Origin of the sequence: Streptomyces sp. TLI_053, assembly GCF_900105395.1 — a bacterium.
In the GTDB taxonomy this organism is placed as follows: domain Bacteria; phylum Actinomycetota; class Actinomycetes; order Streptomycetales; family Streptomycetaceae; genus Kitasatospora.
Map to the genome: position 1 here is coordinate 6,427,987 of NZ_LT629775.1, position 16,115 is coordinate 6,444,101.

Sequence of the window (16,115 nt, forward strand, 5' to 3'; positions counted from 1 at the left end):
GCCGATTTAATTCCAGCTCTCCTCGCAGAAGGATGTCATCACCTTGGCACATGTGATCGCTATCGTCTCCGGCGGCCTGGACTCCGTCGTTCTCGCCCACTACCTGCATAAGGAGGGACATCAGGTTCAGCTGTTGTCGATCGATTACGGTCAGCGGCACCGGAAGGAGCACGATTTCGCACGGATCGCAGCCGAACGCATCGGTGCCGAGCACGAGACGGTTGACCTCGCGAATGTCGCGAACATGCTTCCCGGATATTCACTGACGGATTCACAGGTAGATGTTCCGGATCAGCACTACACGGCGCCGGGAAGTGTTAATGTCGTTCCGAATCGAAATGTCATTCTGCTGTCCGTCGCGTATGGAAAGGCTGCCGCCGTCAAGGCGGATCAAGTCGCCATCGGCGCGCTGGCGGGTGATGCGTCCACCGCTCCCGACTGTTCGGCCGAATTCATCTCGGCGTTCAATGCGATGGAGAAGGTTGCCTGCGCCGGCTACGCGCCGGATCACCTGGAGGTCGTCGCGCCGTTCATGGATCTCCACAAGCACGACGTCATTCGGCTCGGGGAGAGGCTCGGCGTCGACTGGACCGATACCTGGAGCTGTTTCAAGGGGGCCGAAGTGCACTGCGGAACCTGCGCCGCGTGCGTGGACCGGATCCAGGCCTTCGAGCGGGCCGGAACGACCGACCCCACGGTTTATTTCAAGGAGTAGATGATGCTGCGCATCACGAAGGAATTTCAGTTCTCGGCGAGTCACCGACTCGCTCACCTGCCGGCGGACCACCAGTGCGCTCGCCTGCACGGGCACAACTACGTGATCGAACTCGCCCTGTCCGCAGCGCCGGACAAGCTGACCGAGGCCGGCTTCGTGCGGGACTACGGAGACCTGGCCGACTTCAAGAAGTGGTTGGACCGCACCCTCGACCACCGGCACCTCAACGACGTTGTCGAGGACCGCAACCCGTCGGCCGAGAACATGGCCATGTGGATATTCGCGCAGTGGTCGGAGCGCTACCCCGAGCTCACCGGCGTGCGGGTTTCGGAAACCGGCAAGACCTGGGCCGAGTACCGGCCGTGAGTATCGTCGTCAACGAGATTTTCGGTCCGACGATCCAAGGCGAGGGGCCGTCGGCCGGCCGCCAGTGCGCCTTCCTGCGGCTCGGCGGGTGCAACCTGTCCTGCCACTGGTGCGATACGCCGTACACCTGGGACTGGACGGGGGAGAGCGACGAGGGAATCGCGTTCGACCCCCGGAAGGAGCTGAACAATCGGGACGTCGACGGGGTGCTCGGCGAGCTCCTCGCGCTCGGCGCCCCCCTCGTCGTGATCAGTGGCGGCGAGCCGCTGAACCAGCAGCGTCGGTTGCGCCCGCTCCTGAAGGGGCTGCGCGAAGCCGGCGTCACGGTGGAGTTCGAGACGAACGGAACCGTGGTCCCGGATGACGAGATCATCACGGGGGGAATCCGTTTCAACGTCTCGCCGAAGCTTTCCCATGCCGGCGATCCGGCGTCCAAGCGGATCGTTCCCGCCGCGCTGCGAAAGCTGGCGCAGACGCCTGACGTAGCGTTCAAGTTCGTCTGCCGCAACACCGCCGATCTCGATGAAGTCGCTCTCCTTGAGCGGGAATTCGGCATCTCGCCGGTGTGGATCATGCCCGAGGGCAAAAACGCGGCACACATCAGTCAGCATTTGAGTTCGATCGCCGACGAGGTCGTGCGACGTGGTTGGAATCTCTCCACCCGCCTCCACGTCCTCGCCTGGGGCGACAAGAGGGGAATCTAGATGAGCATCGACCTCGACACCTCCGCCGTCTCCGTTCTGGAGCGGGAAAGGCAGACGGCCGACCCGTTGGAGGCCATCGCCCGCCGACTGCTGATCGAGCTGGGCGAGAACCCCGACCGCGAGGGCCTGCGCGACACTCCCCGGCGCTACGCGCGATGGTGGCGCGAGTTCACCGAGTACGACCCCGGCAGCCTCGACACGGTCTTCAGCAGTGTGGCCGGCAACCAGACCGTGATGGTCTCCGGCATGCGCGTGTGGTCTTTGTGCGAGCACCACTTGCTGCCCTTCAACTGCGACATCCAGGTCGCTTACCGTGCGCGCAACAGCCTCCTGGGGCTTTCGAAGTTCGCCCGGATCGCACACAAGCACGCTCACAAGCTGCAGGTGCAGGAGCGTCTCGTCGCCGACATCGCCGCTGAGATCTCCGAGATCACCGGGTCCCCGGACGTGGCTGTCATCGGCCGGGGCGAGCACCTCTGCATGACGATGCGGGGCATCAAGACCGGTGCGCGGATGACCTCCGCGGTCTTCCAAGGGGTCTTCCGCGAGAACAGCTTCGAGCGGACCGAGCTGCTGAGCCTGATGAACGACTCCTGAGTCGGCGACCGCTGACAGAACGGCCTGCACTGTGACCGTTCGCTGTCATCGAAGGACTGTTCATGCTTCTGTCGGAAAAGGATCAAACAACTGACGAGGCGTACGCGAAGGGGTACAGGGCCCCTTCGCGGCTTCGCCAGGACATCAAGGACGCCCATCGCACACGGCTCTCGACCACTGTGCTCTGCGCGCTGCTCGACCACTTCGTCGCAGGGACGGCAGCCTCGGCATCGGCCTGGCTGATCACACATCACCTGCTCATCTCGCCGGTCCCGGTTTTACTGGCAGGCGTCATCATCGCCCGCCAACTGCGGGCGTTGGAGAATCTCGTCCACGAGGCCTCCCATTTCAACTGGAGTCGGCGCCGACGGAGACTGAACGACGTCGCCGGATATCTGCTCGCCGCAGCGCCCACGGGCAGCCGCATCAGCACCTACCGCACCGGCCATCTGCTGCACCACGGGCGGTTCGGCACGACGAGTGATCCGGATCGCAACCGCTATCGGGAGCTGGATCTGGAGTCCCTGCCCAGGACTTCGGTCGGGGCGTTCACAGCCGGCGTAGCCACACGTTTGCTGCGCTACCAGCTGGGCTGGCTGCGCGAGCTCCGGACGAACGCCCTCGCTCCGGTCGTCACCGTGCTGTGGAGCACCGTGGTCGTGGGTGGCCCCGCCGCCCTCCTGATGGGCGTACGGTCCGGCGCCATCGCCACCGGCGTCTGGCTCTTCGCATACCTCGTACTGCTTCCGCCGCTGCGTCTGGTGGCGGAGGCGGACGAGCACGTGTACTCCGACGCGCGGACGGTGTTCGACGCGACGGTGTCGAACATCGGGTGGGTCCAGCGGCTGCTCTTCCATCCCCATGCCGACGGCTATCACACGGTTCACCACATGTGGCCGGGAATCCCTCATCACGCGGTGCGCCGAGTTCACCGCCTCCTCCTGGCCGAGGACACAGAGTTCGCCCGACGGATCCGGATACGGAACAGCGTGCTGACACCGTCGAGCGCGGTATCGCCGACTGAACCGGGCCGCGTGCCCGCCCGGCCCCGTCCCCCAAGTTCCAGAGTTCCCCGTGATCAAGGAGTAGGCGTGGCAGTCGCCGTGCAAGCACGACAAGTGGACCAGCCCGTCGTCAACCTCACGCAGGCTGAGAGCGAGACCATGTGGAACCTGTCGGAGAAGGCGGTCGGTGTCATGGGCCGCTCGCTCTCCTGCGACCTCTCCGAGCTCTCCGCGGACGCCCCCGGCCGGCTGCGGAGCGCGCTCGTGGACTTCCGGGAGGGGACGTCGGGCAGCGGGTGCCTGCTTGTCACCGGGATGCTGACGGGCGAACTCCCCGGTACGCCGCTGGTACACGGAACACAGTCGCTCGCCGGACACCCGACCAACGGAACGCTGGCCCTGGTGGCCGAGGTGCTGGGCACCCTCATCGGTTATGCCGACGAGAAGAACGGTGAGCTCTTCCACGACGTGCACCCCGTGCCGGGGGAGGAACGTCGGATGGAGAACAGCGGCTCGATCGAGTTCGACTTCCATACCGAGAACGTTCATCACCCTCTGCGGCCCGACTTCCTGGGGCTGCTGGGCCTGAGGCAGGGGCACGACAGCAGTGTCGCGACTCGGGTCGCCTCTGTCCGGCGCGCGTTGCCTCACCTGTCCGCCGCCGAGATCGCCGTACTGCGGGAAGCGCGATTCAAGAGTCGCTTCCCGACCTCGTTCACCAGGGAAGCGCTCGGTGAGCGACCGACGACGACGAAGCACCGGATTGTGTTCGGCAGCCCCGGAACCGAGTTCTTCCGCTTCGACTCGTTCAACACCGAGCCGGTCGACCGTGTGGCGGAGAAGGCGTTCGCCGCGCTGGCCGAGGCCCTCGAGGAGGTGTGCGTCGAAGTCGTTCTGAAGCCGGGGGACCTCCTGCTCCTCGACAACCACATCGCGGCCCACGGGCGGGCTGCTTTCACGCCGCGCTACGACGGTCAGGACCGGTGGTTGCGCCGCTTCTACTCCCACAATGCAGTGCCCGGATGGGCGAGGCGGATGATGACGAGCGAGCGGGTCCTGCCGGCGACGGAGGACATCCTGGGCGTGTTCTGACCATCTCTCGCCCGCCGGCGGACCGACTCCGTCGTGCTCCCTCCGCTCCACAGGAGTTCTCTCAGACCATGCCTGTCAATGAATCACCAGCCGTTCTGCTCCTGGACCCCGTACGCACCGGTTCCCACTACAAGGCCGAGGTCCGTCGCCGCGGCTACCTGGCCATCTCGGTGTACACCGTCGCGAAGGACGTCATCGCGGAGAACTGGCCCAACCACGCGGATGGTGACGACGCCAGCATCTACTCCGCCGACGCCGACGAGATCCTCGCTCAGTTGGACGAGCTCGGTGTGAAGCTCGTCGGCGTGGTTCCGGCCATGGATTCCGCGGTGCACCTGGCCGACACACTGGCGGACCGCATGTCCCTGCCGGGCAACGGCACCTCAAAGGCGTCCGCACGCCGGAACAAGGCGGAGATGCGCAGGGTCGCCGCAGAAGAGGACCTGCGCATTCCCAGGTTCGTCCTCGTCGACAGCACTGCCGGGATCGCCGAGGCCGCCGGGGAAATCGGCTTCCCGGCGATCGCCAAGCACACCACGGGGGCCGGCTCCTACGGCACGTACCTGTTGAGCACCCCTGAGGACGCGGCGCGGACATCCGGCATGCACGTGAAGAACCAGTTCGGATGGGAGGTGGACCAGTGGTTGGTCGAAGAGTACGTCCGGGGCCGCGAACTCGCGGTGAACTGCTTCAGCCACAACGGCGAACACCGCGTCGTCGACATCTGGGAGTACCGGCAGCCCGATGACGGCGACTACGACTTCCCGTACTGGGAGTCGGCCAAGCTGCCTGAGGACGACCCGGACTGGCAGGCCGCCGCTGACTACGTCTTCCAGGCTCTGACCGCGTTCGAGGTACGGCTGGGTCCCAGTCACACCGAGGTGAAGGTCGCTCACGATGGCGTCCACCTCATGGAGGTGGGTGCGCGGCTGCCTGGCGGACCGATGACGGACCAGTGGCTCGCGCACACCGACCTGAACCCCTTCGAGCAGGCCCTCGACTGTTACCTCGGCATCCGTCCGGACTGTCTCCGGGCGCCGGTCCGGTTCCGGCAGGCCTGCGGCGCGAGTGCCATACGCAACGACGGCCCCGCCGGCGTTCTCAAGGAGATCCGCGGCCTCGACGAGGTGCGGAACATGCCGGGTGTCGACAAGGTCCTGTCGATCTACGAGCCGGGCGACTACGTGCCGATCACCGACAACACTCTGAACATTCCGATCGGCGTGTGGGTCTCCGCCCCGGACTACTCCGGCGTCCTGGACCTGCTGGGCCGTGTCAGGAACGCTGTCGAGCTGGTTATCGAACGGACCGGGGAGTGACGTGAACGGGGCCACCAACGGTGGTGTGTGAACGTCTCTGCCCCTGTCCGGCGCGCACAGGGGCAGAGGCGTTGCGTTGCTCTCGGTGGATTCTGGATCACGTGTTGGCCGACGCTCCGGACCGAAGCCTGCCGAGACATCGTTGCCCTGGCACAGCTGGGCCGGTTGCTCGTGGATTCTTCATCCTTCTCGAGTTGCCGACGGCCGTTCGTCGACGGGTCGAGTGGTCGGGGCGGGGGAGACGGTGTCGTTCAGGCGGTCGAGGGTCTGCCTGATGACGGGTTCGTGACAGTGAGGGTCAGCTTGTCGCGGTGGTCGCGGGTCGGACCTGGGGGAAGCGTGCCGGTGGGGTCGATGGCGTGGTAAACCACCGCGGCGGCGATGTCGAGGTCCCGGAGTGCGAGGTGGATGTCGACCGCGTAAAGCGGCCACGGGGCGGTGAACGGGTGGTGGGCCCGGGACAGGGACGTTGAGCGGGTGTGCCTTCGGGGGTCGTTGATCAGCTACAGCGCCCTCCTGACGGGCGTGAAGGGCTGAATGGGGAAGTCGTTGCTGTGGTCCTGCCGCTGGGTGGTGGCGGGGACGGCGGGGGTGGTGCGGGAGCGGTTGCTGGTGCAGCGCGCGGGCTGAGCGGAGGCCTGTCAGCCGGGTGCTGTGGCCGGGAGGCGGGGTGGGGTGGGGTGTGTTTGGGTGGGCGCACAACGCTCGGGAGAGGTGATCCTCCGTGACCATGCCGCCGTTCGGGTCGAACGACCCGTTTTCGGATCTGCTCAGCCGGTTCTTCGGGATGAGCCCGATGGCCTCGCCGCCCGCGGTGCAACGGGTGCCGATCGGGCGGCTGTTGAGCGAGTCGGCGCAGGAGTTGCTGGCGGCGGCCGCGCGGCGGGCGGCCGAGGGCGGGGGGAGTGATCTCGACACCGGGCATCTGATGTGGGCGGCCACCCGGGTGGATCCGTCGCGGCGGATGCTGGAGCGGGCGGGGGTGGATCCGGACCGGTTGGCGGGGGAGCTGGACAAGGCGTTGCCGGCCGGGGCGCAGGTGGCGGGGGAGGAGGGGCGGCCGGCGCTGACGCCGGCGGCCAAGCGGGCGCTGCTGGCGGCGCACGCGCGGTCGCAGGCGGCGGGGGCCTCGTACATCGGGCCGGAGCACATTCTCGGCGCGCTGCTGGAGGAGGAGCGGTCGGGGGCGGGGGCGGCGGTGCGCAACGCGGCGCCGTCGCAGGACGCGCTGCGCTCGGTGCTGGACGGGCGCAGTGCCGGTGGGGGCGGCGGTGGCGGGCAGCCGAGTGCGACGCCGACGCTGGACGAGTACGGGCGCGACCTCACCGAGGAGGCCCGGGCGGGCCGGCTGGACGCGGTCGTCGGCCGGGCCGAGGAGATCGAGCAGACGGTCGAGATCCTGTCCCGCCGGACCAAGAACAATCCGGTGCTGATCGGTGAGCCGGGGGTCGGCAAGACGGCGATCGTGGAGGGGCTGGCGCAGCGGATCGTCTCGGGGGACGTGCCGCAGATCCTCAAGGAGAAGCGGGTCGTCACGCTCGACCTCACCGCGCTGGTGGCCGGCTCCAAGTACCGGGGCGAGTTCGAGGAGCGGCTGAAGAACGTGATCGACGAGGTCACGGCGGCCGAGCAGAGCGTGATCCTGTTCCTCGACGAGCTGCACACCGTGGTCGGCGCGGGCGGCGGGGGAGAGGGCTCGATGGACGCGGGCAACATCCTGAAGCCGGCGCTGGCCCGCGGTGAGTTGAGCGTGGTCGGCGCGACCACCCTGGACGAGTACCGCCGGTACGTGGAGAAGGACGCCGCGCTGGAGCGCCGCTTCCAGCCGGTGCTGGTGCCCGAGCCGACGGTGGAGGAGACGGTCGAGATCCTCCGGGGGCTGCGCGACGCCTACGAGGCGCACCACCAGGTGCGGTTCACGGACGAGGCGCTGGACGCGGCCGCGACCCTGTCCGACCGTTATGTCAGCGACCGTTTCCTGCCGGACAAGGCGATCGACCTGCTGGACCAGGCGGGCGCGCGGGTGCGGCTGCGCAGCCTGGGAGGTTCCACCGCCGCGGTGCCGGTGCGGGACCGGATCACCAAGCTGCGCCGGGAGTTGGAGGAGGCGGTGGCGGACGAGGAGTTCGTCCGGGCCGCCAATCTGAAGACCGAGCTGCGGCAGACCGAGGACGAGCTGGCGGCGGTCGCCGAGGCCCGCGAGGAGGTCGTGGCGGTCACCGCGGACGACATCGCGCAGGTGCTCTCGGGCCGGACCGGCATCCCGGTGGCCGAGCTGAACGCGACCGAGCGGGAGCGGCTGCTCCGGCTCGAGGAGCATCTGCACGAGAAGGTGATCGGGCAGGACCGGGCGGTCACCGCGGTGGCCCAGGCGGTCCGTCGCGGCCGGGCCGGGATGGGCGATCCGGACCGTCCGACCGGCTCCTTCCTGTTCCTGGGCCCGACCGGTGTCGGCAAGACCGAGCTGGCCAAGGCGCTGGCCGCGCTGCTGTTCGGCGACCCGGACCGGATGATCCGCTTCGACATGAGCGAGTTCCAGGAGAAGCACACCGTCTCCCGGCTGGTCGGCTCGCCGCCCGGGTACGTCGGCTACGACGAGGCCGGGCAGCTCACCGAGGCGGTGCGCCGCAAGCCGTACAGCGTGCTGCTCTTCGACGAGGTGGAGAAGGCCCACCCGGACGTCTTCAACCTGCTGCTCCAGGTGCTCGACGACGGCCGGCTGACGGATTCCCAGGGGCGTACGGTCGACTTCCGCAACACCGTGCTGATCATGACCAGCAACATCGGTTCGCAGCGGATCCTCGACCACGCGGGTGATGTCGACGAGATCCGGGACGATCTGATGCGGGATCTGCGCACGCAGTTCCGGCCGGAGTTCCTCAACCGGATCGACGAGGTGATCGTCTTCCACGCGCTCACCCGCAAGGACCTGCTGCAGGTGGTGGACCTGCTGCTGGACCGCACCCGGCGCCGGCTGAAGGCCCAGGACGTCGACCTGGAGGTGACCGACGGGGCCAAGGAGCTGCTGGTGAACCTCGGCTACCAGCCGGCGTTCGGGGCCCGGCCGCTGCGCCGCACCATCCAGCAGGAGCTGGACAACCGGATCTCCGACCTGCTGCTGGACGGCACGGTCCGGGAGGGGGACACGCTGGTCGCGGAGGTGTCGGACGGGAAGCTCACGGTGGCGCCGAGGCACCCGGAGCCCGAGCCGGAGCCGGTGGCCGACGCGGTGGCGGACGCGGACGCGGGCCCGGTGTAGGACGCGGGCCCCGAGCCGGAGCCGGTGGCGGGACGCGAAGGGGAGTAGCGGCCACCACCGGCGCACCGCGCCTCAGGCGTCCGGGAACACCTCGCGCAGTAGCGGGTCCGGCAGGCCGCGCCGGCCCCACTCGCGCGGGTAGCCGAGCGACACCTCCTCGAACGGCACCCCGTCGTAGCTGGTCCGCCGGGGGATGTGCAGGTGCCCGTAGATCATCGTGGCGGTGTTGAACCGGCGGTGCCAGTCCGCGGTCAGCTCGGTGCCGCACCACTGGGCGAACTCGGGGTACCAGAGGATCTCGGTGGGCTGGCGGACCAGCGGGTAGTGGTTGACCAGGACCAGCGGCAGTCCGGGGTCGTGCTCGGCGAGGCGCTTCTCGGTCAGCCGGACCCGCTCGCGGCACCAGGAGTCGCGGTCCGGGTACGGGTCGGGGTGCAGGAAGCGCTCGTCCGCGCAGACCACGCCGGTCTCGTAGGCGGCGGCCAGTGACTCCTCCTTGGTGGAGGTGCCGGGGGCCCGGAAGGTGTAGTCGTACAGCAGGAACAGCGGGGCGACCGCGACCGGGCCGCCGGCGCCGGTCCACACCGGGTACGGGTCCTCGGGGGTCACCACGCCGAGTTCGCGGCACATCTCCACCAGGTGCTGGTAGCGCTCGACGCCGCGCACCTGGACCGGGTCGTTGGGGTGGGTCCACAGTTCGTGGTTGCCGGGGGCCCAGATCACCTTGGCGAAGCGTTCGGCGAGCAGGCCCAGGGCCCAGCGGATGGTGGTGGTGGACTCGGACACGTCGCCGGCCACGATCAGCCAGTCGTCGGGGGAGTCCGGGCGCAACTGCTCCACCAGGTCACGGTTTTGCTGGTAGGAGACGTGCAGGTCGCTGACCGCGAGCAGCCGGCCTCCGGTCGGTCCGCGTCGTGCGTCGTCCGTGCGGTGGTCGCCGTGGTCGCGGTGGTCGCCGGTCATGTCAGCCCCCCAGATGGTCTTCCTGCCGTCCCGGTCACAGTACCGGGGTCCGGCGGCCGGAACACGGCCCTGTGGTCCGGGGGCCGGTGACAAGCCCCTTGACAGGGCGTCATGTCCGCGCCAGCTTTGGGGCACCCCCACGCCGAGACACACCGAGAGGTCTCTCATGAAGAAGCCGCTCATAGGCACGGCCGCCGCGCTGCTGTTCGCCGGGGCGACCGCCCTGGCGGGCGCCCCCGCCGCGACCGCGTCCACCGCCACCACGACGACGACCGTGACGTCGCCGCAGGCCGGGAAGGCCGCCGCCGTCACGTTCGCCGGGACGGTGGCGCTGAGCAACTGCTCCGGTTCGCTGGTCCGGTTCCCCGCCTCGACCGCCAGCGACCCGGCCCTGGTGCTCTCCAACGGCCACTGCCTGGAGACCGGCATGCCCGGCCCCGGCCAGGTGGTCACCAACCAGACCTCCAGCCGCAGCTTCACCCTGCTCAACGCGAGCGGCGGCTCGCTCGGCACGGTGAAGGCCAGCAAGATGGTCTACGGCACGATGACCGACACCGATGTGTCGATCTACCAGCTCAACACCACCTATGCCGCGATCCAGTCGCGCTACGGGATCGCCCCGCTGACCGTCGCCGCCACCCACCCGGTCCAGGGCAGCTCGATCAAGGTCGTCTCCGGCTACTGGAAGAAGATCTACTCCTGCTCGGCCGACGGCTTCGCCTACCGGCTCAAGGAAGCGGACTGGACCTTCAAGGACTCGCTCCGCTACACCTCCACCTGCAACGTCATCGGCGGTACCTCCGGCTCCCCGGTGGTCGACGCCAACAGCGGGCAGGTCGTCGCGGTGAACAACACCATCAACGAGGACGGCCAGCGCTGCACGCTGAACAACCCGTGCGAGGTGGACCAGAACGGCGCGGTGACCGTCCGCCGGGGCATCGGCTACGCCCAGGAGACGTACATCATCCCCGCCTGCTTCGGGCCCGGCAACAAGCTCGACCTCACCAGGGCCGGCTGCACCCTGCCGCGCCCCTGACCGGCACTTTCTCCCCGATGGGCCATCCGCGACCGGCGGGTGGCCCATTCGGCCGTCTACCGGACGGCCGGTCCGCCCGGCGGCGGCGCGCCGACTGCCGGAGAGTTCGGACCAGAGCACCGCACAGTTCCGTTGACCCGATGGAGAGTTGATGACCACCAAGATCAGAAGGCTGCTGGTCGCCGTTCTGCTGATACCGCTGCTGGGCCTCGGCCTGGCCCCGACCGCGCTCGCCCGGTCCGCCGGGGCGACCGGCCCGGCCGACGCCGCGGCGTCCGTCGCCGACGACCCGTCGGCCGACATCAAGGCCCGGCTGGCCGGGATCCCCGGGATGACCGTCACCGAGGAGCAGCCCACCACCACCGGCCACCGCTACTTCCTGCTCACCTACACCCAGCCGATCGACCACGCCCGCCCCTGGCTGGGCACCTTCCAGCAGCGGCTGAGCGTGCTGCACAAGGGCTACGACCGGCCGACCGTGTTCTACACCAACGGCTACACGCTGCGCACCACCCCCTCGCGCACCGAGCCGGCCCGGCTGGTCGACGGCAACCAGGTCTCCATCGAGTACCGCTACTTCACGCCGTCCCGCCCCGAGCCCGCCGACTGGAGCAAGGCCGGCATCAAGCAGGCGGCCACCGACGCGCACCGGCTGATCACCGCGCTGAAGCGGATCTACCACCAGGAGTGGCTGTCCACCGGCGCCTCCAAGGGCGGCATGTCCTCCACCTACCACCGGCGCTTCTTCCCGGACGACGTGGCCGGCACCATCGCCTACGTCGCCCCGAACGACGTCGACGAGCGCGAGGACTCCGCCTACAGCAAGTTCTTCCGCAACGTCGGCACCCCCGAGTGCCGGGCCGCGCTGACCGCCACCCAGCGTGAACTGCTGGCCCGCCGCGACCGGCTGGAGCCCCGCTACGCCGCGGACAACGCCGCCGCCGGCTCCACCTTCACCACCATCGGCAGCGCGGACAAGGCGTACGAGCTGGCCGTGCTGGACTCGGTCTGGGCGTTCTGGCAGTACAGCCTGGCGGCCGACTGCGTGAACGTCCCGGGCGCCGCCGGCACCGACGACGCGCTGTACGCCTGGCTCGACACCCAGTCCGGCATCACCGGCAACAGCGACCAGTCGCTCGCCGGGTACACCGCGTACTACTACCAGGCCGGCACCGAGCTGGGCTCGCCCTCCTTCGACGTCTCGGCCCTCAAGGGCCTGCTGCACTACGACTACAAGGAGCTGTACGCGCCGCGCACCTACGTGCCGCGGTCCATCCCGATGCGCTTCGACCCGTCCGCGATGCGCGACATCGACCGCTGGGTGCGGAACTCGGCCGAGCGGATCATCTACGTCTACGGCCAGAACGACCCCTGGGGTGCCGAGCCGTTCCGTCTCGGGTGGGGCAGCGAGGACAGCTACGTCTACACGGTGCCGGGGGGCAACCACGGCTCCAACATCGCCAAGCTGCCGGCCGACGAGTCGGCGGCCGCCACCGCGAAGGTGCTGGAGTGGGCCGGCCTCGGCCCGGACGCCTCGGCCCGTGCGCTGAAGGGGCAGTACCAGGTGCCGCCGATCGGCCCGCTGGACATCGAGGGGCTGAAGCAGGACCGCGTCCGGCTGTAGTCCGGACCGCCCGCGCTCGCGGGACCGTACGAAGCGCGGGACCGCCCGCGCTCGCGGGACCGCCCGCGTTCGCGGGACCGCCCGCGTTCGCGGGACCGTACGAAGCGAGGGCCGCCCGTCGGTCGGGCGGCCCTCCGCCGTTCCCGCGCCCGGGCGGACACGCGTTCCCGCCCGGACCCGCCCGGACCCTCGCGGAACCCTCCCCGAAGCAGTGAATCAGTGCTTCAATGCTTCCATGGCCTACCGTCGCACCCCCGCCGTGCAAGCCCGACTGGACGCCCAGCGCGAGGCGGTGCTCCAGGCCGCGGTCGGCCTGCTCGCCGAGCGCGGCTACGGCGGCTGCAGCATGGCCGCGGTGGCCGAGCGGGCCGGTATCGCCACCGGCTCGATGTACGGGCACTTCGCCAACAAGGCCGAACTCTCGGTCGAGCTGTTCCGTCGGGTGGTCACCCGGGAGGTGGCCGCCGTGCACGAGGCCGTCGCCCGGCACGACACCCCCAGGGACCGGATCGCCGCCGTCGTGGAGACCTTCGCCGCCCGCGCCCTGCGTGCCCCCCGGCTCGCCCACGCGCTGCTGGTCGAACCGGCCGACACCGTGGTGGACGCCGAGCGCCTGGTCTTCCGCCGCACCTTCCGCGATGTGCTCGCCGCCGAGATCGCCACCGCGCTCGCCGCCGGACGGCTGCCGCCCCAGGACCCGCAGCTGACCGCCGCCGCGATCGTCGGCGCCACCGCCGAGGCCCTCACCGGCCCGCTCGCCGCGGTACCCCCGAACGGTGCCGGGGCGGCCCCCGGCGCCGTGGTCCCCGCCCTCGTCTCCTTCACCCTCCGAGCGCTTGGAGAACGCGATGACAGCGACGCATGAGGTCACCAACCAGGCCCCGCTCCCGTACGGGCACGACACCGCCGCCGACCCCGCGCTGCTCGCCGCCCTGCACCGGGCCGGCGCCGGCTGGGCCGAGCCCGAACTGCGCGCCCTCGGCCGGCTGGCCGGCTCCGAGCAGGCCGCCGAGTGGGGGCGGCTGGCCAACGAGCACCCGCCGGTGCTGCGCACCCACGACCGCTTCGGCCACCGGATCGACGAGGTCGAGTTCCACCCGTACTGGCACGAGCTGATGCACACCGCCGTCGGCCACGGTCTGCACGCCGCCCCCTGGCGGGACGACCGGCCCGGCGCGCACACCGCCCGCGCCGCCAGGTTCCACGTCTGGAGCCAGGTCGAGGCCGGCCACACCTGCCCCGTCTCGATGACCTACGCCGCCGTTCCCGCGCTGCGCACGACCCCCGCGCTGGCCGCCGAGTTCGAACCGCTGCTCGCCGCCACCGAGTACGACTTCGGGCTGCGCGAGCCGCACGGCAAGCGCGGCCTGATCGCCGGCATGTCGATGACCGAGAAGCAGGGCGGTTCGGACGTCCGCAGCAACACCACGACCGCCGTGCCGCAGCCCGACGGGAGCTACCGGCTCACCGGCCACAAGTGGTTCACCTCGGCGCCGATGTCCGACCTCTTCCTCACCCTCGCCCAGGCGCCGGGCGGGCTCAGCTGCTTCCTGCTGCCGCGCGTGCTGCCGGACGGCAGCCGCAACCGGCTCCGCCTCCAGCGGCTCAAGGACAAGCTCGGCAACAAGTCCAACGCCTCCGCCGAGATCGAGTACGAGGAGGCGTACGGCCTGCTGGTCGGCGAGGAGGGGCGCGGGGTGCGGACCATCATCGAGATGGTCAACACGACCCGGCTGGACTGCACGATCGGGGCCGCCGCCGGGATGCGGCTCGGAGCCACCCGGGCCGTCCAGCACGCCCTGCACCGCCGGGCGTTCGGCCGGGCGCTGGTCGACCAGCCGCTGATGCGCAACGTGCTCGCCGACCTCGTGGTGGAGTCCGAGGCGGCCACCACGGTGGCGATGCGGCTCGCCCAGGCCACCGACGCCGCCCTCGCCGGGGACGGGCAGGAGGCGCTGGTCCGCCGGCTCGGCCTGGCCGTGGCCAAGTACTGGGTCTGCAAGCGCGGTCCGGCGCACGCCGCCGAGGCCCTGGAGTGCCTGGGCGGCAACGGCTACATCGAGGAGTCCGGCATGCCCCGCCTCTACCGGGAGGCGCCGCTGGTCTCGATCTGGGAGGGCTCCGGCAACGTCGCCGCCCTGGACGCGCTGCGCGCGATGGCCAAGCACCCGGAGACCGTCGACGCCTTCCTCGGCGAACTGGACGCGGCGGCGGGCGCCGACCGCAGGCTCGACGCGGCGGTCGCCGGGCTGCGCAAGCAGCTCACCGACCTGGACCAGCTGGAGTACCGCACCCGCCGGCTGGTGGAGGCGATGGCGCTGGCCTTCCAGGGCTCGCTGCTGGTCCGGTACGGGGACCCGGCGGTCGCCGACGCGTTCTGCGCCTCCCGGCTCGGCGGTGACCACGGCGCCGCGTTCGGCACCCTGCCGCCCGGTCCGGACGTCGCGGCGATCATCGACCGCGCCCGGCCGGTACCGGCCGCATGAGCGCGCCCGGCCCACTGAACGGCCCGCTGAACGGCCCGCTGAACGGCCCGCTGTCCGGACCGGCCCCCGACCCCGCCGCCGAGGCGGCCGGGGTGCGCGCCTTCTGGCGGCACCTCGGCCTGCCCGGCCTGATCGACGTCCACACGCACTTCATGCCGAAGAACGTGCTCGACAAGGTGTGGGCGTACTTCGACGCGGCCGGTCCGCTGACCGGCCGCCCCTGGCCGATCGCCTACCGCGAGGCGGAGGAGCAACGGGTCGCCCGGCTTCGGGAGTTCGGCGTCCGGGCGTTCACCGCGATGCTCTACCCGCACAAGCCGGGGATGGCCGAGTGGCTGAACGCCTGGGCCGCGGACTTCGCCGCCCGCACCCCCGACTGCCTGCACACCGCGACCTTCCACCCCGAGCCGGGCGCGCCCGGTTATGTGGCCCGGGCGCTCGCCGACGGCGCCCGGGTGTTCAAGGCGCATCTCCAGGTCGGCGGCTACGACCCGGCGGACCCACAACTCGACGAGGTCTGGGGCCTGCTCGCGGAGAGCGGCACACCGGTGGTCACCCACTGCGGTTCCGGGCCCGTCCCGGGCAAGCACACCGGCCCCGGCCCGATCGGCGCGGTGCTCGCCCGGCACCCCCGGCTGGTCCTGGTGGTGGCCCACCTCGGTCTGCCCGAGTACGCCGACTTCCTCGACCTCGCCGAGCGGTACCCCGGTGTCCGGCTGGACACCACCATGGCGTTCACCGACTTCTCCGAGCGGGAGACCCCCTTCCCGCCCGCCGAGCTGCCCCGGCTGCGTGCCCTCGGGGGCAGGGTCCTGCTCGGCAGCGACTTCCCCAACATCCCCTACCGGTACGGGCACCAACTCGACGCGCTGGAAAGGCTCGGACTGGGAGAGGACTGGCTGCGCGCCGTCTGCCACCACAACGCGGCCGCGCTGTTCGGGCTCTGACGG

The 16,115-nt window shown here is 70.2% G+C and carries 13 protein-coding genes; 12 read left to right on the forward strand and 1 reads right to left on the reverse strand.

Going from position 1 to position 16,115, the window contains the following annotated elements:
* Window positions 1–52 precede the first annotated feature (52 nt).
* From queC to BLU95_RS26660, 7 genes are all read left to right on the forward strand, one after another.
* Window positions 53–715, forward strand: coding sequence for a 7-cyano-7-deazaguanine synthase QueC (gene queC, locus BLU95_RS26625; RefSeq protein WP_231978853.1), 663 nt, complete (start codon window positions 53–55; stop codon window positions 713–715).
* Window positions 716–718: 3 nt separating this feature from the next.
* On the forward strand, window positions 719–1,081 hold the full coding sequence (queD, locus tag BLU95_RS26630; protein ID WP_093865148.1) for a 6-carboxytetrahydropterin synthase QueD: 363 nt from the start codon (window positions 719–721) through the stop codon (window positions 1,079–1,081).
* Complete coding sequence (locus tag BLU95_RS26635) at window positions 1,078–1,785, forward strand: 7-carboxy-7-deazaguanine synthase QueE (RefSeq protein WP_231977794.1); 708 nt, start codon at window positions 1,078–1,080, stop codon at window positions 1,783–1,785. The genes queD and BLU95_RS26635 overlap by 4 nt, the downstream gene beginning before the upstream one ends.
* Window positions 1,786–2,382: a GTP cyclohydrolase I gene (gene folE, locus BLU95_RS26640; RefSeq protein ID WP_093862195.1), complete on the forward strand. Its 597-nt coding sequence runs from the start codon at window positions 1,786–1,788 to the stop codon at window positions 2,380–2,382.
* A gap of 62 nt (window positions 2,383–2,444) precedes the next feature.
* The gene (locus BLU95_RS44380; RefSeq protein ID WP_231977795.1) at window positions 2,445–4,478 is read left to right on the forward strand and encodes a fatty acid desaturase; all 2,034 of its coding nucleotides are present in this window, start codon (window positions 2,445–2,447) and stop codon (window positions 4,476–4,478) included.
* A gap of 68 nt (window positions 4,479–4,546) precedes the next feature.
* On the forward strand, window positions 4,547–5,797 hold the full coding sequence (locus BLU95_RS26655; protein ID WP_093862196.1) for an ATP-grasp domain-containing protein: 1,251 nt from the start codon (window positions 4,547–4,549) through the stop codon (window positions 5,795–5,797).
* Window positions 5,798–6,527: 730 nt separating this feature from the next.
* Window positions 6,528–9,056, forward strand: a complete 2,529-nt coding sequence (locus tag BLU95_RS26660; protein WP_093865150.1) for an ATP-dependent Clp protease ATP-binding subunit — start codon at window positions 6,528–6,530, stop codon at window positions 9,054–9,056.
* Window positions 9,057–9,128: 72 nt separating this feature from the next.
* On the opposite strand, the gene BLU95_RS26665 is transcribed toward BLU95_RS26660, so the two are convergent.
* On the reverse strand, window positions 9,129–10,019 hold the full coding sequence (locus BLU95_RS26665) for a metallophosphoesterase family protein (protein WP_093862197.1): 891 nt from the start codon (window positions 10,017–10,019) through the stop codon (window positions 9,129–9,131).
* Between the two features lie 166 nt (window positions 10,020–10,185).
* On the opposite strand from BLU95_RS26665, the gene BLU95_RS26670 reads away from it, so the two are divergent.
* From BLU95_RS26670 to BLU95_RS26690, 5 genes are all read left to right on the forward strand, one after another.
* Window positions 10,186–11,055 (forward strand): S1 family peptidase, encoded by an 870-nt coding sequence (locus BLU95_RS26670; RefSeq protein WP_093862198.1) that lies wholly within the window; start codon window positions 10,186–10,188, stop codon window positions 11,053–11,055.
* A 151-nt stretch (window positions 11,056–11,206) separates the two neighbouring features.
* Window positions 11,207–12,679 (forward strand): S28 family serine protease, encoded by a 1,473-nt coding sequence (locus BLU95_RS26675; protein WP_093862199.1) that lies wholly within the window; start codon window positions 11,207–11,209, stop codon window positions 12,677–12,679.
* A 235-nt stretch (window positions 12,680–12,914) separates the two neighbouring features.
* Window positions 12,915–13,544 carry a TetR/AcrR family transcriptional regulator gene (locus tag BLU95_RS26680; protein WP_093862200.1) on the forward strand — a complete coding sequence of 210 codons (630 nt, stop codon included), beginning with the start codon at window positions 12,915–12,917 and terminating at the stop codon, window positions 13,542–13,544.
* Complete coding sequence (locus BLU95_RS26685) at window positions 13,528–15,165, forward strand: acyl-CoA dehydrogenase family protein (RefSeq protein WP_093862201.1); 1,638 nt, start codon at window positions 13,528–13,530, stop codon at window positions 15,163–15,165. Before BLU95_RS26680 ends, BLU95_RS26685 begins: the two co-directional genes overlap by 17 nt.
* Window positions 15,162–16,112 (forward strand): amidohydrolase family protein, encoded by a 951-nt coding sequence (locus tag BLU95_RS26690; protein ID WP_093862202.1) that lies wholly within the window; start codon window positions 15,162–15,164, stop codon window positions 16,110–16,112. Before BLU95_RS26685 ends, BLU95_RS26690 begins: the two co-directional genes overlap by 4 nt.
* Window positions 16,113–16,115: the final 3 nt, after the last annotated feature.

What these genes read in the sequence shown, in the direction of transcription:
- queD (WP_093865148.1), top strand. Translation starts at nt 719, where the DNA reads ATGCTGCGCATCACGAAGGAATTTCAGTTCTCGGCGAGTCACCGACTC.
- folE (WP_093862195.1), top strand. Translation starts at nt 1,786, where the DNA reads ATGAGCATCGACCTCGACACCTCCGCCGTCTCCGTTCTGGAGCGGGAA.
- BLU95_RS44380 (WP_231977795.1), top strand. Translation starts at nt 2,445, where the DNA reads ATGCTTCTGTCGGAAAAGGATCAAACAACTGACGAGGCGTACGCGAAG.
- BLU95_RS26655 (WP_093862196.1), top strand. Translation starts at nt 4,547, where the DNA reads ATGCCTGTCAATGAATCACCAGCCGTTCTGCTCCTGGACCCCGTACGC.
- BLU95_RS26660 (WP_093865150.1), top strand. Translation starts at nt 6,528, where the DNA reads ATGCCGCCGTTCGGGTCGAACGACCCGTTTTCGGATCTGCTCAGCCGG.
- BLU95_RS26665 (WP_093862197.1), bottom strand. Translation starts at nt 10,019, where the DNA reads ATGACCGGCGACCACCGCGACCACGGCGACCACCGCACGGACGACGCA.
- BLU95_RS26670 (WP_093862198.1), top strand. Translation starts at nt 10,186, where the DNA reads ATGAAGAAGCCGCTCATAGGCACGGCCGCCGCGCTGCTGTTCGCCGGG.
- BLU95_RS26675 (WP_093862199.1), top strand. Translation starts at nt 11,207, where the DNA reads ATGACCACCAAGATCAGAAGGCTGCTGGTCGCCGTTCTGCTGATACCG.
- BLU95_RS26680 (WP_093862200.1), top strand. Translation starts at nt 12,915, where the DNA reads ATGGCCTACCGTCGCACCCCCGCCGTGCAAGCCCGACTGGACGCCCAG.
- BLU95_RS26685 (WP_093862201.1), top strand. Translation starts at nt 13,528, where the DNA reads ATGACAGCGACGCATGAGGTCACCAACCAGGCCCCGCTCCCGTACGGG.
- BLU95_RS26690 (WP_093862202.1), top strand. Translation starts at nt 15,162, where the DNA reads ATGAGCGCGCCCGGCCCACTGAACGGCCCGCTGAACGGCCCGCTGAAC.